Below are 17,545 nucleotides of genomic sequence, written 5' to 3' on the forward strand. Positions count from 1 at the left end.
TATACCTCTTAAGGAGTATTTTCACTGAAATCGCACGTAAAAGGTGCACGATTTAATATAATAGAAGGAATGAACGAGCAATTTGACGCCAGAGGTGTTAGGTAATGACAGGAATGAAGCCTTTCGAAAATAAAACCGGCCAATTGGAGCCTAGCCTATCTGCCTCCGCCATGTCCCTTAGACAATATATGGGCGAATCGGAGGGGATGCCGCCTGAGATTTTTCTGCCTTTGGCGAAAGCCCTTGTGGCAAGCATGGGGCAGCTCCATCAACAGCACATGATTCATCTCGATTTGCGGCCTGAGCGAATCACTATTTTTCCAGATAAAAATAATGCTGCCGTGAATGATTACGGATTTGCCGTACAGCGTACCGATGGCCACTATATTCGTCCGGCCGGACATCTGATCTCCGAACCGTCTCTGCCCTACTGCTCACCAGAAAATACCGGACGCATGCTGCGGGCGGTCGACGAGCGAAGCGATCTTTATTCTCTGGGCGTCATTTTTTACGAAATGCTGGCGAAGCGCCTGCCCTTCGTCGCGGACAATCCGCTTGAATGGGTGTACATGCATCTGGTGCAGAGCCCTCCGCCGATAATGGATCAGCATAAGGCTTGGCCTGATGGACTGGAAGCGATCATTATGAAGCTGCTTGAAAAAAATCCGGACAAACGCTATCCCAATGCTGCCCTCCTGCTGGCGGATTTGGACAAAGTTGGCCACTCCCAGCCTGCTTTTATACTGGAGCCTGGCTTTCATGGCAGGGAGTATGAGCTTTCGATGCTCACTCAGGCCTTCTATTCCGCCTGCTTCGGCTCTACGGAATTAGTCTATATTTCGGGTGAAGCCGGTATTGGCAAAACCAGCCTTATCGATGAAGTGTTTCGCAAGCAGCTGCAAGCACGGGATTTTTTCTACATTACGGGGAAGTTTGAGCAGCTTGCGAATGAAAGCCCTTATCATCCGATTATTCAGGCGTTTCGTGGACTTATTCGCCATTTGCTTGGTGAGCACAAGAACAAGTCGGAGCAATGGAAGCTTAGGCTGCGTGAGGCTCTCGGCGCAGGCGCAGGCGTCATAACCGCCATTATCCCTGAGGCCGCCCTGCTGCTGGGCGATGTGCCTATGACGGAGGAGCTGCCTACCCATGAATCGCATAAACGGTTCATTTACGTTTTCCGCAAATTTGTGCAGGCTTTAGCTTCAAAAGAGCAGCCCATCGTGCTGTTTATTGATGATTTGCAATGGGCAAACTTATCGTCGCTGCAGCTTATCCATGCTCTAGTCTGCGATCCAGAATGCCAGTACCTGCTTTTTGTATGCGCGTATCGCCATCTGGAAACCGACCGCAGCAAGCTGCCTGGGTATGAGCCGGATGGGAGCGTCGCCGAGCAAGCGGTCGTCCGCCATCTTCATCTGGAGCCGCTCGATATCGAGCCGATTCAGCGGTTTGTCATGGAGGCACTGAACAGCCCGGCTGAGACAACATCATCTTTGACGGAGCTGCTTTATCATAAATCTGGCGGCAATCCGTTTCACTTCAAGCAAATTTTGCTTCGCATGCAGGATGACGGCAGTTTAAGGTACAACCACGACAAACGCAGCTGGCAATGGGATTGGGAGCAGATGATCGAGCGGGAACCAAGCTTTGCCATTCATGATTTGATGACGTATAGATTGAGCCGACTGTCATCCACAGCGCAGAAGCTGCTCCAGCTCGCTTCCTGTGTAGGCAGTACCTTTTCGCCGCATGTCATTGCCCGGGTCGCCCATCAGGAGATCGAGGCGGTGTCCACAGAATGGTCCGCTATTGAGGCTGAAGGAATCATCATTCCCATCCAAAAGCATCAATATCGTTTTGCCCACGACAGCATACAGAAGCTGATTTACAGCCAATTGGACGATTCCGCGAAGCAGACCCGGCATGTCCAAATCGGCCGCTTTTTGAACGGGCAGCACGAAGCTGAATCGGAAGCAGGAGCCGGAGAGCATGCGTTTGATGCGGTCAATCATTTGAATAGGGGCGCAAAGCTGGTCGCAGATCCAGCAGAACGGCTTCAGCTCGTGAAGCTTAATCTGGAGGCAGGAACAAGGGCCAAAGCCTCCTCCGCCTATGATGTCGCCTTAGGCTATTTCCACAAGGGAGTCTTGCTGCTGAATACAGACGATTGGGAGACGTCCTTTGAGCTTTGTTTTGACCTCTATGCCCAAAAAGCGGAATGTGAATATATGTGCGGCAATTACGAGATATCCGGCAGAGACATTGAGCTGCTGCTTAGCTATGCGCGCAGCCCAGCTGAACGAAGCAGCGTGTTTATGATCCGAATTATGCAATATGTCAATCAGGGCAAATATTTGGAAGGCACTGCTCTCGGCCTGCAAAGCTTGAGAGAGCATCACATTATAATTGATCCTAACCCTGGAAGCCTAATGCTTATGATTGAAGGCTTGCGAATTGAAATGCTGCTGCGTAATCGCTATGACAAGCTTGCTCAGTTGAAGGAAATGACCGATGCGGACCGCATCGCAGCGATGAATTTAATTTTTGCGATGGCGCCCTCCACCTTCTTTACGAATAAAAAAGTATATTTTCTGCTCATGTGCCGGGCAATCCAGCTGTCGCTTAAACATGGGAACACACCGGTTTCCGCCGCTGCCTATTCGGCTTACGGCATGGTTTTGGGCAATGCAATGGGCAAATTCAACAAGGGCTATGCCATTGGCAAGGTAGGCGTGGAGCTTTCCGAGCAGTACAATATCTCTTCGGTTAAAAGCAAAACCTATACGATCTACGGCGGAGTATTGTGCCAATTTGCCGGCAAGGCTGGGGAAGGCGATGTCTATGTATCCCAAGCGATGCGTCTTGGCATGGACTCCGGCGATTATGTGTTTGCCAGCTATGCGATCGGAGCCCATATAAACGCCCTGTACGCAAGAGCGCCGCTAAGCGAGTTAAACCGGAGAATAGCCGACTATATGGTCGTGCTGGATACAACGAAGGACGAATTCGTGCGGCAAAATTTTTACCTTTATCAGCAGTTTTTTCTCGCCCTGCAAGGCAGGACGGCTGCGCCGGACTCCTTTAGCGGATCTGGCTTCGATGAGGAGCAATTTTTAAAGCAAATTCGACAAGAGGAAACCGCAGCCACAACTCTATTTCAATTCAGCGCCTATAAAACGCAGCTGTGCTGCCTTCTCGGGCGCTATGAGGAGGCGATCCAATGGGCTAGCCAAGCGAAAACGCATGAAGCCTACGCCACCCATTTGCCCCATTTGCCAGAATGCCTGTTTTATGAATCGCTAGCCATCATAGCGGCCTATCCCGAGCTGCGCAAACATCCGGCTATGAGAAAAAGCTTGCTGCGCAATCTTGGGCGTTTCCGAAAATGGGCCGTATGGAGCCCGGACTTTTATCAGGCCAGATCCGATATTCTTCATGCTGAATATGCTCGCTCCTGCAATAAGCGAAGCGTGGCGGAGGAGCTTTATGACAAGGCGCTGCGCCAAGCTAGAGAGATGGGCGATATTCAGGCGATAAGCCTTGCAGCCGAGCTCGCAGCGAACTACTACATGGCCCGAGCCATGAACAAGACGGCTATATTTTATTTACAGACAGCACTAGATGGGTATGTACAGTGGGAAGTGTACGTAAAATCAGAGCAATTAGAGGAGCAGCTGCTGAGCTTGCAGCGGCAAGAGCAGGAACAAGCAGATACGGCCTCTGCACGAATGTCCTTATACACCCTGCCTGTAGAGGCGGACGGGAGCAATAAAGAACAGTCGGCTGCTCCAATCAGCTTCCGCAGCAGTGAGTCGCTATCAACAGAGAGCCTCGATCTCGCCGCTATATTGCAAACCACACAAGCGATTGCGAACCCGCTCGATATGGACGCCGTGCTTGCGGAAATCATGAGAACGATTTTGAAGCATGCCGGTGCAAGCAAGGGAGCCCTGCTTACGGACAGCCATGATGTCCTTTATGTCCAGGTTTATGCCGCCTCGGAGGAGCAGACTGTCCCGTCCCCTTTCGAGCTGAATGACAGCTCCCTGCTGCCCGAAGGCATTATCCGCTATGTGCTGCGTACACAGGAGAAGGTTCATTATGCCGGAACAGAAGAAAGCTGGCTTATCCATAATCCTTATATGGCAAGGCATCGGCCCCAGTCGGTTATATGTATCCCCGTTGCTGTTCACGGCACGATGCTCGGCGTGCTTTATCTTGAAAATAAGCTGGCAAGCGGCGTGTTCACAGCTGACCGCATCCCGGTACTGCTCGCTATGGCGTCGTACGGTTTATTAATGTGTGTCCTGCAAAGCTTGCCGGAGCAAGCCGAGCCCCAGACCAGCAAGGAAACAGACATACTTCCGATGCCCAGCATGATTGCAGAGCCACTTACGGAGCGCGAGCTAGAGGTGCTTGCCCTGCTTGCCGCAGGCTTATCCAATAAAGAGATTGCCGAGCATCTCATTATCGCCCTAAGCACGGTAAAGGTGCATGTGAAAAATATTTTTGCCAAGCTCAAGGTCAATCGGCGTACAAAAGCAGTCGCTCAAGCGAAGGAGATGAAGCTGCTCAGCTAAATTCGACGGCCATATTGCGCAAACCTAATCGGCTCACTAAATGGAGGTATTCATGAACATTATCCCTATACCCTCACATTCATTTGGATCAAGTGCATATGTCGCCACTGGCGATGGCAAGGAGGATTTCACGATTGCGGCTGCCAAGACGATGGCTGCTGAACTAACGCCGTTTCTGGACGATCTGGCCGGACTTCGCACCAAGCCTTTAGCGCTTGGAGATTTGGAGGTTTGCGTCATTTCGGGAACGAAACCGATACGATCGGAACAAAAAATAAGGACGGCTATTATAGCCGCCCATCGCGATACCGCGTCTTCCTTGCCGGGCGGCAGATTTGTCGAGGCTCCTGAGTCTGGCCATCTCGTCATGTTCACCGATCCAGCGATAATCGTTGAAGAAATTTTGAAGATGAACAGCTAAGAAGAGCTAACGGGCAGCCTTTCATACTGGATGTGGATGCCACTGTCATTGTTATTTGGATTCACGCGAAAAAGCCCTGCTCCAGTGGAATTTCTTCCATCTGGCGCAGGGCTTTCGTTTTAAAAGCATTATTGCCCGAGAAAGCTTTGCAGGAAAAACTCAAGCTGATATTCCAAGCTCAATGGATCGTTGAAATAAAATCCTTTCGCATCGACCTCAAAGACGCGATTGTTTACGAACTAACGACCTCCGAAGACTACACACCATTCCAGTACCCGGAACATTGTGTTCAGCTTCTGAAATCCCCACGCATCGTCGACGGTCGCGGGAATTACTTTTCTCAATGAGAGGTCGGTTGAAGTGTCAGCACTCGGCTCGCCAAGCGCCAGCCTAAGGTAACGATCAGCGTTTTTCTCTTACCTTGGCTGCACAGCCAATCCGCCCTGCCAGCACTCCGCAAATCCTCCACTAAATAACCGGTAAAGGTCATCCCCTCTACTTCAGGTCCATTTAAAATTTGTGCCGCCACTTGTTCAACTTCCAACTTTGAAGGCAGGCACGGATACCGGGCCCCTCAACTGCTGTCGAGGGAAGAAAACGATGAACGCGCAGTTCCATTAGCGCTGCTCCAAGCGGCTAACGACCATCGGCTTTTTTGGATAAAATGAAACTCGTCCATTTCTCTTGTTCCTCCCTTTAATAATCAACGATGCGTCCTGTTCGCTTTGATTCCTTCCCTAATGGGCATTATGGCCAAAAACAGCAAAAAAACACTTGCAAGTTACAGGTGCCTTTTGCCTAGTATTATGAAACGTTTTAAAATCGCACTAGCTTATAAATCCCGCTGCTTGCAAAAATCTATTCAGCATCACTGCCGCCTGCGCTCTAGTTGCAGAGTCTTTAGGCGCGAATGCTTGGCCATCCATTCCGGTAATAATCCCTGCTTTAGCGGTCTCGGCAACTGCGGTCTCGGCCCACGGGGAGATCAGATCCTTATCAGCAAATGCAACCTGCGCCCCGCTATCTACTGGCTCAGTTCCGTCTTTGGAGACAATCGTCAATGCTCTGGCAATCATAACCGCCATCTGTTCCCGGCTGATCCGCTCATTGGGTCCAAAGCGCTCCGAGGTTAGTCCCTGAACGAGCCCCGCTCTCACTGCTGCTTCTACTTCAGAAGCATACCATGCAGTCGAGGCTATATCAGTAAAACCTTTATACGCGGAGTCATGCTCTAAAGATATACCCATTGAGCGCACGAGCAAGGAAGCAAATTCAGCCCGTGTAATGCTGTCATTTGGTGCAAAACGCTCAGCGGAAATACCATTTACAATGAACCTCGCAGCAAGCTGCTCGACCTCTGCTTTCGCCCAGTGCCCTTGCATGTCAGCAAAAGAAGGCCCGTCCGTTCTGATTACCGCATAGATGCTTTGATGAGGTGTCCTCATGACGGCCTCCTTGCTGCCATTGTTTCTTGCGCCCAATTGGGTTGGAATATACGAAACCTGTCTAGTGACAGGGTCATAATGCACGGCAAACACCAAATCTCCCGCGACTGCCTGTTCAAACACAATGGCTTGAACCATATACATCCCGCCAAAATCGCCAATGTCCACGGTCTGCCCGTTCGCTTCAGCCGTTACTTGGAAATCAATGACGCTGCCTAGCAGACTGAACCCTTTGTCATTCCCAACCCGCATAAGCTCATTGCGCACAGTATCGCTGACTTGCTCCATCGTCGAATTGATTTTCAAATCGGATACGGAAACGCCAAGCCGCTTCGCCAGATTCTCCAAATCAAGTACGCTAGACTTAAGCTGCATGCTGGAGCCTTTTAATTCGACCTCGATTACAGCATTCGGGAAAGACTTCGCAATAGCTGCAATCGATGAAGCCGGAAGCTGCACCTGAACGGCGCTTTCCTTATTGTCGATTCTGATTAAAATAATCGGGTTCGCCGTGTCCTTTAACTGACCAGCAGCCTGATTCAAAATACTTTCCGGGACAATCAGCTTTTGATAATTCGTCCCATCCGGCTTTTTCTCGGTTGCCAGTACAGAAGGAGCAACGATGATCACAACTTTGCCTGACGAATCCGTTACAATTTGATAGTTTGGCCGTTCATTAGAAGAAGTCGAGGCTGGATTTTGTGACGGAATCGGTGTTGCCGTTGGAGTAGGGCTTGGTGTTGCACTCGGTGTTGGCGTTGGTGTCGGGCTTGGCGTAGAATCGCCTATCGCTATCGTCAGCGTCTGATCTGCTCCTCCACTGAATGTAAACGTCAGGCTCGTTGTACCGACTGGCTGCGTCATCAAATACGCTTTCAGAATCGTTACTGTGCTGCCTGTTACGGTATAATCCGTTCCTGGAGCGAGCGCTGCTGCGCCGTTAGCAATGCTGCTGAGCGTATTCCCGTTAAGCGTCAGCCCCGTTGCCACGTCCATATTTGCCACTTCTCCAGTGTATTTATCGAAGCTGGCAGCCAAGGGGCTGATGAGGCTGTCGTTTGGTAGTGGAACAATGTTCACTACTTCTATTTTTTTCACCGTTTCATTGCCCGCCCAATCCTTGGCATGTACCGTATAGCTGCCATTGCTGGCCACATCAAAGCTTCCGGCAGCCAATATGTCGGTTCCAGCACCCGCAAATGCGGTCGCACCATGATCGCCCGGCAGCCATTTCAAGCTGAACAGCGAATTGCCAATGCCATAGGTTGACGCGGTGACGTTCAGCGTTATTGGATCATTCGTCTGTGCTGTCGTTGATGGCGTTATAGAAATAACCGGTGCATCCGGCATCGTCACCTGAAAAGCCAGGTTGCTCGTTGTTCTCGCTAAATAAAAGTCATCACCTGCATAATGTGCAGTGAAGGCGTGAGTGCCCGGTTGCAGCGACGAAACAGTTAATGTTGCCGTTCCGTTCGCAGCAAGCGAAGAGGTGCCAAGCAGCAAGCCTCCATCCCTGAACTCTACGTTCCCTGTCGGAGTGTCGAAATCACCAATAACGGAAGCGGTCAAAGTAATAGGCTGGAGATAGGTAGACGATGCTACCGACGTTTGCAGCGTTACAGTAGGCTGCAAAAATATTTTTTCAGGCGTTGCTTGCGCTCCGCTGCCATTTCCCCCATCACCAAGCATATATTGTTTTCCCCACGACCATAAGCGGCCGTCTTGGTCAAGCCCATATGACACTTCAAAGCCGGCAGTTAGAGAGACGAATTGAAAAGACGTCCCATTATCCGACACGGCTACTTTATGAGGAGCGGAATTAATTGTCGTGCCGTCTCCAAGCTGCCCTGCAGCATTCATTCCCCATGTCCACATATCACCGTTTTCATCGAGCGCCAGAACATGCTTGTTGCCTCCTGAAACTTGTGCGAACTTCACCGGATTTCCGCTGTCTAGCACCGGATTTTTCTCTGGGAACCATCTGTCGCCGGAAACTTGTCCATCCCCAAGCTGCCCTTGATCGTTTCCTCCCCAGGTCCATACGTTGCCGATGTTATCAATGGCTATTATCAGAAACGTACCCGTACCGTAGCCTGCTCCGACTGCGATTGATTGAAATTCGGCTTCCGCCGCGCCATCAAACACCGATAATCGCGAGGGCATGTACTGGGAATTGAAAATTTCCCAAATATGCTGCGTCGAATCGATTGCGATACCGTTTTCTTCATTCCCCTCCAGCGTTTCAAAAACGACAGGATCTCCGTTGCCGTCAGTGAATCCCATTTTAGACGGGACATAAGGATCAGGCGTCCACGTTCTGAAGCCCCATATCCACAGCTTGCCATTGCTGTCCAATGCAAGCGAAGTGTAACGCAGGGCGGCGATTTTCTTAAAGGTGACAGCCGTACCGCCGTCCATCACTTCAACCTTGGTCCATACCATCGTACTCGCAGTTCCAGTGCCAAGCCCCAATTGACCCTTTCCATTATCTCCTGTCGACCACAGTTGTCCGCTCGTGTCCAAGGCAAGTGCGGAGTCGAAGCTCGGCTTCACTTCCTTGAACGTCACAGTTGCGCCATTATCCATGACCGTAATCTTTTTGGGAGTATGCGAGGAAACGTTTGTCCCGTCTCCAAATTGACCAGAAATGTTGCTGCCCCACGCCCAGATTTGACCGTTTGCATCCAGTGCCATCGTCGTGTTTAGTTGCGAAGCAACGGATGTGAACATCGTGCCGGCTGCATATGCCTTTGGTGGCAGCAGCATCGGATATACAAATAAAATGACAACCATCATTGCAGCAAGCCATCTTTTCACAAAAATCCCCCTCGATCATATCGTTATAGCTTATCACTCAAAATAATGATAGATTCTGACGCTTTAGGCACCATTATATTAAGCTATATTGTATTATTCTGAATAATTCTACCATAAAATCAGAGGGGGAATTATATTTTTTAGCTTATTCATTTCGATGTAAATTTCACGCTGTCCACTATATTCTCCTAGTCTTCATCGCGGCCTAGTTCCGCTTCGTTCCTCTCGTACCAAACTCCTGAATATCCACTTCCACCTCAATGGAAACGGGCATTCGGCTAAAGCGCTCCTCCCAGCCATCCTTTACCCGTTTCCATACCGCAGGCTGCTTAATGCTGAGGCGCTTGCCGAAATGGGCCACGTCCACTTTATACTGGCGCTGCGTCTTGGCGAGCGCTTTTTCCGCTATTTGCTTAATCTTGGCCGCAGTAGCCTGCTCCGCACGATTGATGAAATCAGCATCAAATGCGTCGCCAGGAAATGCCCAATCCTCACGCAGCTTGCCTGTTGTCTTAATCTTCACACGAAAAGAAATGTTGTCACCTTGGACGATAGGCTGAATGCTGGACGTTATCTTCCGTACCTCATAACCAAGCATGGCGCCGCTGTTTGGCTCAACACCCTCCACAATGCCATTGGAATGATTGCCTCCAAGCAGCCAATTCACTCCCACCGTCTCGGTTTCGCTGAGAAAGCCGATCATCCGGGCTGTAGTACCCTTAATGACAGCTCCGCCCGAGAGCTTCGCTCCTTCTGGCGAGCTGGCTGCGCTTTGCATGACAAAGCTGGACTGCCCGGTCAGATGCTCCGACATATTGCCAAGCGTTAGCGGCGGAGGGATGCGCAGTGTCTTGCGATAATTGTCCGTTAGCTCGCGCAGCTCCAGCGCCGGGGTTTTCGTACTCTTCTGCTGTTGAAAAATATCGCTCGCCTTTCCATGGGAAAGCACGACCCGGATCGAACGCCTTGTTTCGGTATTACGCAGAAAAAAGTTAATGACATTTTTCAAATCAATCGCTCGCGCCGCTTTCTCGCTAATTACTATGACTTGCAAATGCTCGTAATTAGGCGGCCTTGCTGATCGGGTAGACAGCTCTCTAATATTATCGAAGACGATCGGCCCTTTACTAGACATGTTGACGTAATCCTTCTGCACCTTGCTGCTGGTGCTCTCCGAAAACTGGTTGGGCAGTGCAAATTGATGGGTCATGGCGATGATCGGCCTTGCCCCTTTCTCTTGCTCATCCGGGAAATCGATGCCGATTCCAAGCGCAATGCCCGTTTCCTCGATTTCATTACGATCCCAGCAGCCCGCCAGCAGCAAAGGAAATACGATTATGAGCAGCAGGGCAGACCTATTGCGCGCGCTTATTTGCATGCTGGGCCCTCCTCACCGCCGCCAAAATCAAAAACATAACGGGAATGATGCCGAACATGAAAAACGAGGCATAACCGATATAGTCGCCAAGCTTAAACAGCTTGTTCAAATTGCTTGGCCAAATGGCAATCATAAAAATAAGGGGCAAAGATAAGTAGGCGAATAGCTGAAACTTTTTGCCCGTCAGCTGTCCAAACCCCAGGCTTCCCCCATAATGGTACAGTACGAAGGCTGTAAACATCGATATGACCCACAAAACGGTAAACAAAGACTCGAAGCGCTCGAAAAAACCGCCGGGAAGCTCAATGTTCATCGCTACTGACATCGTTGGCCACGTTACGGTCTGCACTTCCTCCACCGTTAAGGAGCCAATAGCAACGGCAACGACCAGCGTATAAAGCACTGCCGTCAAACCGATTCCTGCGAAGATTGCCCTGATCGCCTTATGCGGTTCAGACATGAAGGCGGTCACAAACAGCATCACTTCAAACCCGCTGAAGGACAAAATGGATGGCTTGATTCCTTTCAGCACCGGCGCAAATCCCTCCCCCAATACCGGACGCAAATTGTCCAGCTCAAAGTCCCTAAAGCTGAAAATGATAAAAACAACCATAATCAAGATAATAATCGGCAAAAAAAGCTCTATTAGCTGCGCGATCGCGTTGATCCCCGCCGTCGTCATATAGATGGCAACCCCCATAAACGTGAGCATGATAATGACGATCGGCGTTTTATCCAGCAAATACATGCGCACAACCTCCCCCATGACACGCAGCAAGTAGCCGGCAGAAAAAATATAATACAAGCACATCCCTGCTCCAATGCAGGCTCCGATCCATTTGCCCACAATTTCCTGGCTGTATTGATAATAGGTCCGGCCGGGAAAGCGCTGGCTAAGCTTTACGACAACAAAGCCGCACAGCATAGCCAGTATGCCGCTAAGCAGAACGGACAGCCATCCGTCTGGCGTTTCCACACTTTTGGCTATGCTTTGCGGCAGCACCAGAATGCCTGTGCCGATCATTGCTTTTGCAGTCATCATGGCCGCTTGCGTAGCGGTAATGGAGTCCTTGCTCCTATCATTTGTCTTCATCCTGCATTCCCCTTGTCTCTATTTCTGCCGCTTGTCGTCCTGAGGGCTGACCATTGCGGGACGCCGTTTCAACATATGGAGCGGAAAGCGGAGGAAAAGGTCCTTCCATTGTGAAGGATGCGCTGGCACAAACGGCGAGAGGTAAGGTACACCGAAGCTTTTAAGCCTGGTCATATGAACGGTAATTAAAATATAAAACAAAATGACCCCATAAAGGCCCAGCACCGCAGCCGCCATCATCATGCCAAAGCGCAAAATGCGAATCGCCAGACCCGCGCCATACTGCGGAAAAGCAAACGAGGATATCGCCGTCAGCGCCACGACGATGACCATAATCGGGCTTACAATTGCGGCCTGTACAGCGGCTTGCCCGATGACAAGTCCTCCGACGATGCCAACCGCTTGTCCAATCGGCTTCGGCAGCCGCAGCCCCGCCTCGCGCAAAATTTCAAGCGTAATTTCCATAATGAGCGCTTCTACGATAGAGGGAAACGGTACGCCCTCTCTGCCTGCCGCAATCGATATAGCCAGCTTCGTTGGAATGAGTCCATGATTATAGGAAATAAGAGCAATATACAGCGAAGGCAGGAACAAGGCGATAAAAGCTGCCCCATAGCGCAGCAGCCGGATAAGCGAGGAAGGCAGCCAGCGCTCATAATAATCCTCTGGCGAGCTCATCATCATCGCAAACGTTACTGGCACAATAAGGACAATTGGGGTTCCATCGATTAAAATGGCGACCCTTCCTTCCATTAAGGCGCCTGCCACCCGGTCCGGCCGTTCCGTATTTTGCACCTGAGGAAACGGGGACATCCTATTATCTTCAACCAGCTGCTCGATATAACCAGACTCCAGCACTTCATCAATATCAATTTGCTTCAGCCTGCTTCTGGTTTCCTCCACAAGCGCTTCGTTCGTGAGGCCTTTAATGTACAGCACAGCAACATCAGTCTGCGAGCGCCTGCCGATTTTGTACATTTCCATCGTGAAGCTCGGATCCTTAATGCGGCGGCGGAGCATCGCTGTATTGCTGCGCAACGTTTCGGTGAAGCCGTCCCGCGGCCCGCGCACGACCGCTTCCGAAACCGGCTCCTCAATCGAGCGGCGCTCCCAGCCATGAGTGTCAATGACGATCGCCGTATGTGTGCCATCAATCAACAATACGGTGTTGCCGGACAGCACCTCCATGACACAAACAGCAAGCTGATTTTGCTCCTTCACCTCGCCTGCCGAAATAATCGCCTCGGCTGCCGCCGTCCTTCTGTCATATTCGGCAGCGTTTTTCGCCAGATGCATAAGCGGCTTGAGCACTTGTTCATGAATCATCAGCTTGTCGACCAAACCATCAATGTATATAAGCGCAGCCTGAAAGGCCAGATCGCCCATACAGAACGACCGGATCACGACATCCGGGCTATGCCCGATCTGCTTTCTGATTTCCTCCACATTATGGTGAAGCTCTTTGGACAGCTGCGTGTCATCCATCATGATCGGCTAGCTCCTTTATCTGCAAATATTCGAGAATAGTCGAGGTTAGTTTTACCCAATAAGTGGATTTCGATGCAAGTGGAAGGTGCCGGGCACAGCGCTCCCTTATAAAAAAAGGAGCATTCCAAATGTTGTGCTATAATGAATAATCATACAAGAAGGAGGGATTTCAAGTGGAGACTGTGGAAATAATCGCTGTCAGCGCCTTAATCCTGTCACTCCTGCTTCTGCTGAAAGTATTCAGCCTGCAGAGGCAGCTTAATGAAATCAAATCGGAGCTTCAATGGACAATCAGCCGGGAGGGAATGGCAGGCTTACCGCGGCCAAACCTGACTACGCCTCCCTCATCACCGGGTATGCCCCATGTCAGCTCCTCTGCAAATATAGATGAACGATTGCTTATGCTGATTGCCGCAGGAAAAAGGATTCAGGCGATCAAGGAATACCGGGAAGTAAGCGATGTTGGCCTAAAGGAAGCCAAGGACTACGTCGATGATTTGGAGCGGAGGCAGTATTGATCTGCTTCATTTCCATCCTTCACTCCTCTTTTCCAATTTTGAATCTTTAGTGTCTATCCTATTTCACTACCCTCATAAAGTGGTAGAATAGAGTATTCCGTTCAAAATATAAATGAGGAGCATAACAAGTGCGGGCACATCCAATCTATTTTTTACGTATGACAGGTTTATTAGATGGTATTTCTTTATTAGTATTGCTAGGCATCGCCATGCCCTTGAAATATATTTGGGGGTTCGATAGAGCCGTAACGATAGTAGGAAGCATTCACGGGGGAATTTTCTGTTTATATGCAGCAGCTATCCTTTATGCCGCCATTCGGGTGAAGTGGAGTCTGCTTTGGTCTGCCGCAGCCGTAATCGCCGCTTTTGTGCCATTCGGCAACTTTGTGCTGGACTGGAAGCTGAAGAAGGTGCAGGCGGGCTATAGCTTACGGACGTTTAACTACTCCGTGCTCGTATACAGCATTGTGTTTTTTTCCTTTTTCGATTTATTTTCCCAGCTTCCGGTCATGAGCACGTTTGCGGCCTCCGTCGGTGCAAGCTCCTTTATCGTCGGTTTTGTCATTGGGCTGTATTCGTTATCCAATACGTTCGGCAATATATTATCGGGGATTATGACGGATCGGATCGGGCCCTTCAAAATCTTAATGGCCGGGCTGCTGTTATCCAGCACCGCTCTGCTGCTTTATCATTTCGTAGAAGAACCCTTATTATTGATCATCGTTCGAATCCTTCACGGCTTTGTCGCCGGATTAATCGTTCCCGCTGCCTTTACCTTCTCAGCCAATACGACGATCAATGAGCAGCAAGGCAAAAAGGTCGCCTTTACCGGTACCTTTGTCGGACTAGCCGCTATTATCGGCCCGGCTTTCAGCGGCATCATGGCTAGCAAAACGTCCGTGCCCTTCGTTTTCACATGCGTAGCTGTGCTGGGCTTTGCTCTTGCGATTTTGTCGGCCATTTTTCTTAGCAAATATAAAATTCCGAAAAAAGAGAAGGGCGAGGCTGCCGTTCCGTTAGCGGGCTCGATTTGGAATGCAGGAGTGATCAAAGCTTATGGCGGCGCTTTTTTCCTCATGTTCTCCCAAGGCGTCATCGCTTACTTGCTGCCTTTGCATGTGCAGTCATTAGGCTATGATTCGAGATTAAGCGGCACCTTAATGAGTACATTTGGCATCATTGCGGTACTTATCTTTGTGCTTCCGACCAACCGTATTTTTGACCGCATTGCACCGTCCATCACATTGGCGCTAGGTATTGGCCTAATGGGATTAAGCCAGCTGCTCATTAGCCAAGCGACGACGACACTAACGCTTTATAGCGTGCTTGGCCTGTACGGAGTAGGCTTCGCCTTCCTATTTCCATCGATAAACACGATGCTTATTAGAGCCACGCCAGCAGAGCTGCGCGGCAAAGCTTACGGCTACTTCTACGCCTTCTTCTCCTTAGGAGTCGTGGTCGGATCTTCCTTGCTAGGCTGGCTGCCCTTCAACACTTTTCAAGGGTTTATGTTCACAGGAGCCGTCCTGCTGCTTTTTGCAGCTTTTGTCGCGTTGAATGGAAAAAAAGATCGCGCGTTGAGTTACTAGCGGGGCGTTGTCTCTACAAAAAAAATCGTATTCTCACAAAAGGGATGTGCTCATCCAACTGTGAGAATACGATTTTTTTGTTCGTTCCATATTTCCTAATCGCGCTCTTTATTCAGGAGCGCTTTATTCCGCTCATTAAACTTCGCGTTATGTGAAGAAACATAGGCCATAGAAGGCGCCTTCGGCTCCAAATAAAGCTTGGCCCCATTCACTGCAATCGCTGCATCATTAAAAGCTCCGGCAATTAAATACAGCTTATTTGGAAAGCTTGCTGTATCTCCCGCTGCAAAAATGCCCGGCAAATTCGTCCCCATTTTCTCATCGACCGCAATACTCCATTGCCCCATATCTAGACCCCAGTCTACAATTGGTCCAAAATCGCTTAGCTGGCCATGATTGACGATGACGGCATCAACGTCTAAACGCTGCGTATCTGCCGTCAGCTCGCAATCTGCATCTGTACGTGCAATGGTGACCGCTTCAATCGCATCACCATTGCCATGCAGCTGTGCAATTGCAAATGGCTTGAATACGTGAATGGAGGACTCCTCTACGTATCTCGCATTCTTCTCATGTCCGCCAAGACGCTCGCGGCGGTGTACCACTGTAACGCTGGCGGCAATAGCCTCAAGCTCCATCGCCCAATCCACCGCTGTATCGCCGCCACCGGAGAGCAGCACGCGTTTGCCTTGAAAGCTTTGCAAATCCGTCACCGTATAATGCAAATTCGTCACCTCGAAGCGATTGGCTCCTTCCAATTCCAGCTTCGCAACTTTGGCTACGCCGTAACCTAGCGCTAAAATAAGCGTACGCGTATGATGCTGTTCCCCAGTGTCCGAAGTAACGATCATCGTCCCGTCTTCCAGCCGTTTGAGACCCGTAATTTGCTGGCCGAGCACAATTGTCGGATCAAAGGTTTGCGCTTGCTCAATGAGCTGCGCAATCAATTGCTCGCAACGGGTAGGCTTCAGCCCGCCGACATCCCAAATCATTTTTTCCGGGTAAATCAACAGCCTTCCGCCAAGCTCCTCCTTCGCCTCGATCAGCTTTGTCTTCATATCCCGCATCCCGCTATAAAAGGCTGCATACAAGCCCGCCGGCCCGCCGCCGATAATCGTTACATCATATAACTCCAGTCCCGTTGTCATCCTTTATCGTCCTCCCCAGTCAAAATGCGGACAGCATCCTCAACGGTGACGTTTATCGAAATAGGGTCATAAGCAAACCATTTGTCAGCTTGAATTTTGTATACTTTGTTATTTTTCACTGCCGGAAGATTAGCCCAGATAGCCAATTTCTGCAATTCATTATACTGGCTGTCGGCTTCTTCATCGGACACTACGACAAAAATACGATCTGCCGCATATTCCGAAATTTGCTCCAGCGATACATCCTCCGTGCTGGTGAAGTTTGGATTTTGTTCCATCGCTTGTTTAATAATCGGCGTTGGCGTCAATTCCAAGCTGTGATACAGAGCATGACCAATATCGCGTCCGCCATATACCCGAATGGATTTGCCAAAAAAGCGGATAATGGCTACCGTTTCCTCTTTAGATATATCATCCTTTATCGCCTCTCTTGCTTTAGCCGCATTGGCGTCCATTTCCTGAATAAAGGCTTCCGCCTCGGCATCCTTGTCCAAAAATGCGGCAATGGAGCGCAATTTCGTTGCGACATCGGCGGTAGTCCACGGGATAACGATGGTAGGGGCGATTTTGGAATAATCCGCATATTCAATATTGTCAAAATCCGTTGCGATAATTAAATCTGGCTCTAAAGCGGCAATGGCCTCTAAATTCGGCGGAAAATCGCCTATACTCGCCACTCCTTCCGAATATGAAGCCAGATTGGGATTTGCTTTCCCAAGCTGTCGATCCACTGTACCAACGGGCTTAATGCCGAGTGCTGCCAATTCGCCAAGATAATAGGTTGCAACTATCCGTTGCGGGTTAACAGGTATTTCCACCTCGCCATTTACGGTTGTCACCTTTCGGGTTTGCGCTTCTTCTACTGGAGCAGCAGGCTCCGCAGCTTCTGCAGGATTACTCTGATTAGCCGCCCCGCTCTGTCCACATGCCGTTACTACCAACATAATAACCAGCATGCTGGCGATGAAAATCATTTTTGTGCGCATCTCTCATGTTCCCCTCTATGCTCATGATATCGATAATCATTCTTAATTATAGGGAGGAATAAGGAGAGCCGCTATATCC

General features: G+C 50.0%; 11 protein-coding genes and 1 pseudogene. 4 read left to right on the top strand and 8 right to left on the bottom strand.

From position 1 onward, the window contains the following. The first annotated feature begins 104 nt into the window (after positions 1 to 104). Both WH37_RS22580 and WH37_RS22585 read left to right on the top strand, forming a co-directional pair. The gene (locus WH37_RS22580; RefSeq protein WP_046232899.1) at positions 105 to 4,583 is read left to right on the top strand and encodes an AAA family ATPase; all 4,479 of its coding nucleotides are present in this window, start codon (positions 105 to 107) and stop codon (positions 4,581 to 4,583) included. Between the two features lie 52 nt (positions 4,584 to 4,635). Beyond that, the gene (locus WH37_RS22585; protein WP_052737155.1) at positions 4,636 to 5,004 is read left to right on the top strand and encodes an alpha/beta fold hydrolase; all 369 of its coding nucleotides are present in this window, start codon (positions 4,636 to 4,638) and stop codon (positions 5,002 to 5,004) included. 128 nt (positions 5,005 to 5,132) lie between these two features. Here WH37_RS22585 and WH37_RS36635 read toward each other — a convergent pair. From WH37_RS36635 to WH37_RS22615, 6 genes and pseudogenes are all read right to left on the bottom strand, one after another. After that, positions 5,133 to 5,237, bottom strand: a pseudogene (locus tag WH37_RS36635) (ABC transporter substrate-binding protein); the annotation flags it as partial. 107 nt (positions 5,238 to 5,344) lie between these two features. Next, positions 5,345 to 5,533, bottom strand: a complete 189-nt coding sequence (locus WH37_RS22595; RefSeq protein WP_046232901.1) for a hypothetical protein — start codon at positions 5,531 to 5,533, stop codon at positions 5,345 to 5,347. Positions 5,534 to 5,831: 298 nt separating this feature from the next. After that, positions 5,832 to 9,266, bottom strand: coding sequence for an S-layer homology domain-containing protein (locus tag WH37_RS22600; protein ID WP_046232902.1), 3,435 nt, complete (start codon positions 9,264 to 9,266; stop codon positions 5,832 to 5,834). A 205-nt stretch (positions 9,267 to 9,471) separates the two neighbouring features. After that, entirely contained in the window at positions 9,472 to 10,644 is a 1,173-nt protein-coding gene (locus WH37_RS22605; protein ID WP_046232903.1) for a Ger(x)C family spore germination protein, read from the bottom strand. Next, positions 10,622 to 11,737 carry a GerAB/ArcD/ProY family transporter gene (locus WH37_RS22610; protein ID WP_046232904.1) on the bottom strand — a complete coding sequence of 372 codons (1,116 nt, stop codon included), beginning with the start codon at positions 11,735 to 11,737 and terminating at the stop codon, positions 10,622 to 10,624. Before WH37_RS22610 ends, WH37_RS22605 begins: the two co-directional genes overlap by 23 nt. Positions 11,738 to 11,755: 18 nt before the next feature. Further along, positions 11,756 to 13,225 carry a spore germination protein gene (locus WH37_RS22615; RefSeq protein WP_231594325.1) on the bottom strand — a complete coding sequence of 490 codons (1,470 nt, stop codon included), beginning with the start codon at positions 13,223 to 13,225 and terminating at the stop codon, positions 11,756 to 11,758. Positions 13,226 to 13,398: 173 nt separating this feature from the next. Between WH37_RS22615 and WH37_RS22620 the strand changes: the two genes are divergently transcribed. Together WH37_RS22620 and WH37_RS22625 are read left to right on the top strand one after the other, a co-directional pair. Further along, on the top strand, positions 13,399 to 13,743 hold the full coding sequence (locus WH37_RS22620; RefSeq protein ID WP_046232905.1) for a ribosomal protein L7/L12: 345 nt from the start codon (positions 13,399 to 13,401) through the stop codon (positions 13,741 to 13,743). A gap of 128 nt (positions 13,744 to 13,871) precedes the next feature. Continuing rightward, positions 13,872 to 15,332 (top strand): MFS transporter, encoded by a 1,461-nt coding sequence (locus WH37_RS22625; RefSeq protein ID WP_046232906.1) that lies wholly within the window; start codon positions 13,872 to 13,874, stop codon positions 15,330 to 15,332. Between the two features lie 95 nt (positions 15,333 to 15,427). Here WH37_RS22625 and WH37_RS22630 read toward each other — a convergent pair whose 3' ends face one another. Then, entirely contained in the window at positions 15,428 to 16,480 is a 1,053-nt protein-coding gene (locus WH37_RS22630) for an NAD(P)/FAD-dependent oxidoreductase (RefSeq protein WP_046232907.1), read from the bottom strand. Further along, a complete protein-coding gene (locus tag WH37_RS22635; protein ID WP_046232908.1) occupies positions 16,477 to 17,466 on the bottom strand; it encodes an ABC transporter substrate-binding protein in 990 nt (329 codons plus the stop codon). The genes WH37_RS22630 and WH37_RS22635 overlap by 4 nt, the downstream gene beginning before the upstream one ends. Positions 17,467 to 17,545 lie beyond the last annotated feature (79 nt).

This window comes from Paenibacillus algorifonticola, from assembly GCF_000971975.1.
GTDB classification, from domain to species: domain Bacteria; phylum Bacillota; class Bacilli; order Paenibacillales; family Paenibacillaceae; genus Pristimantibacillus; species Pristimantibacillus algorifonticola.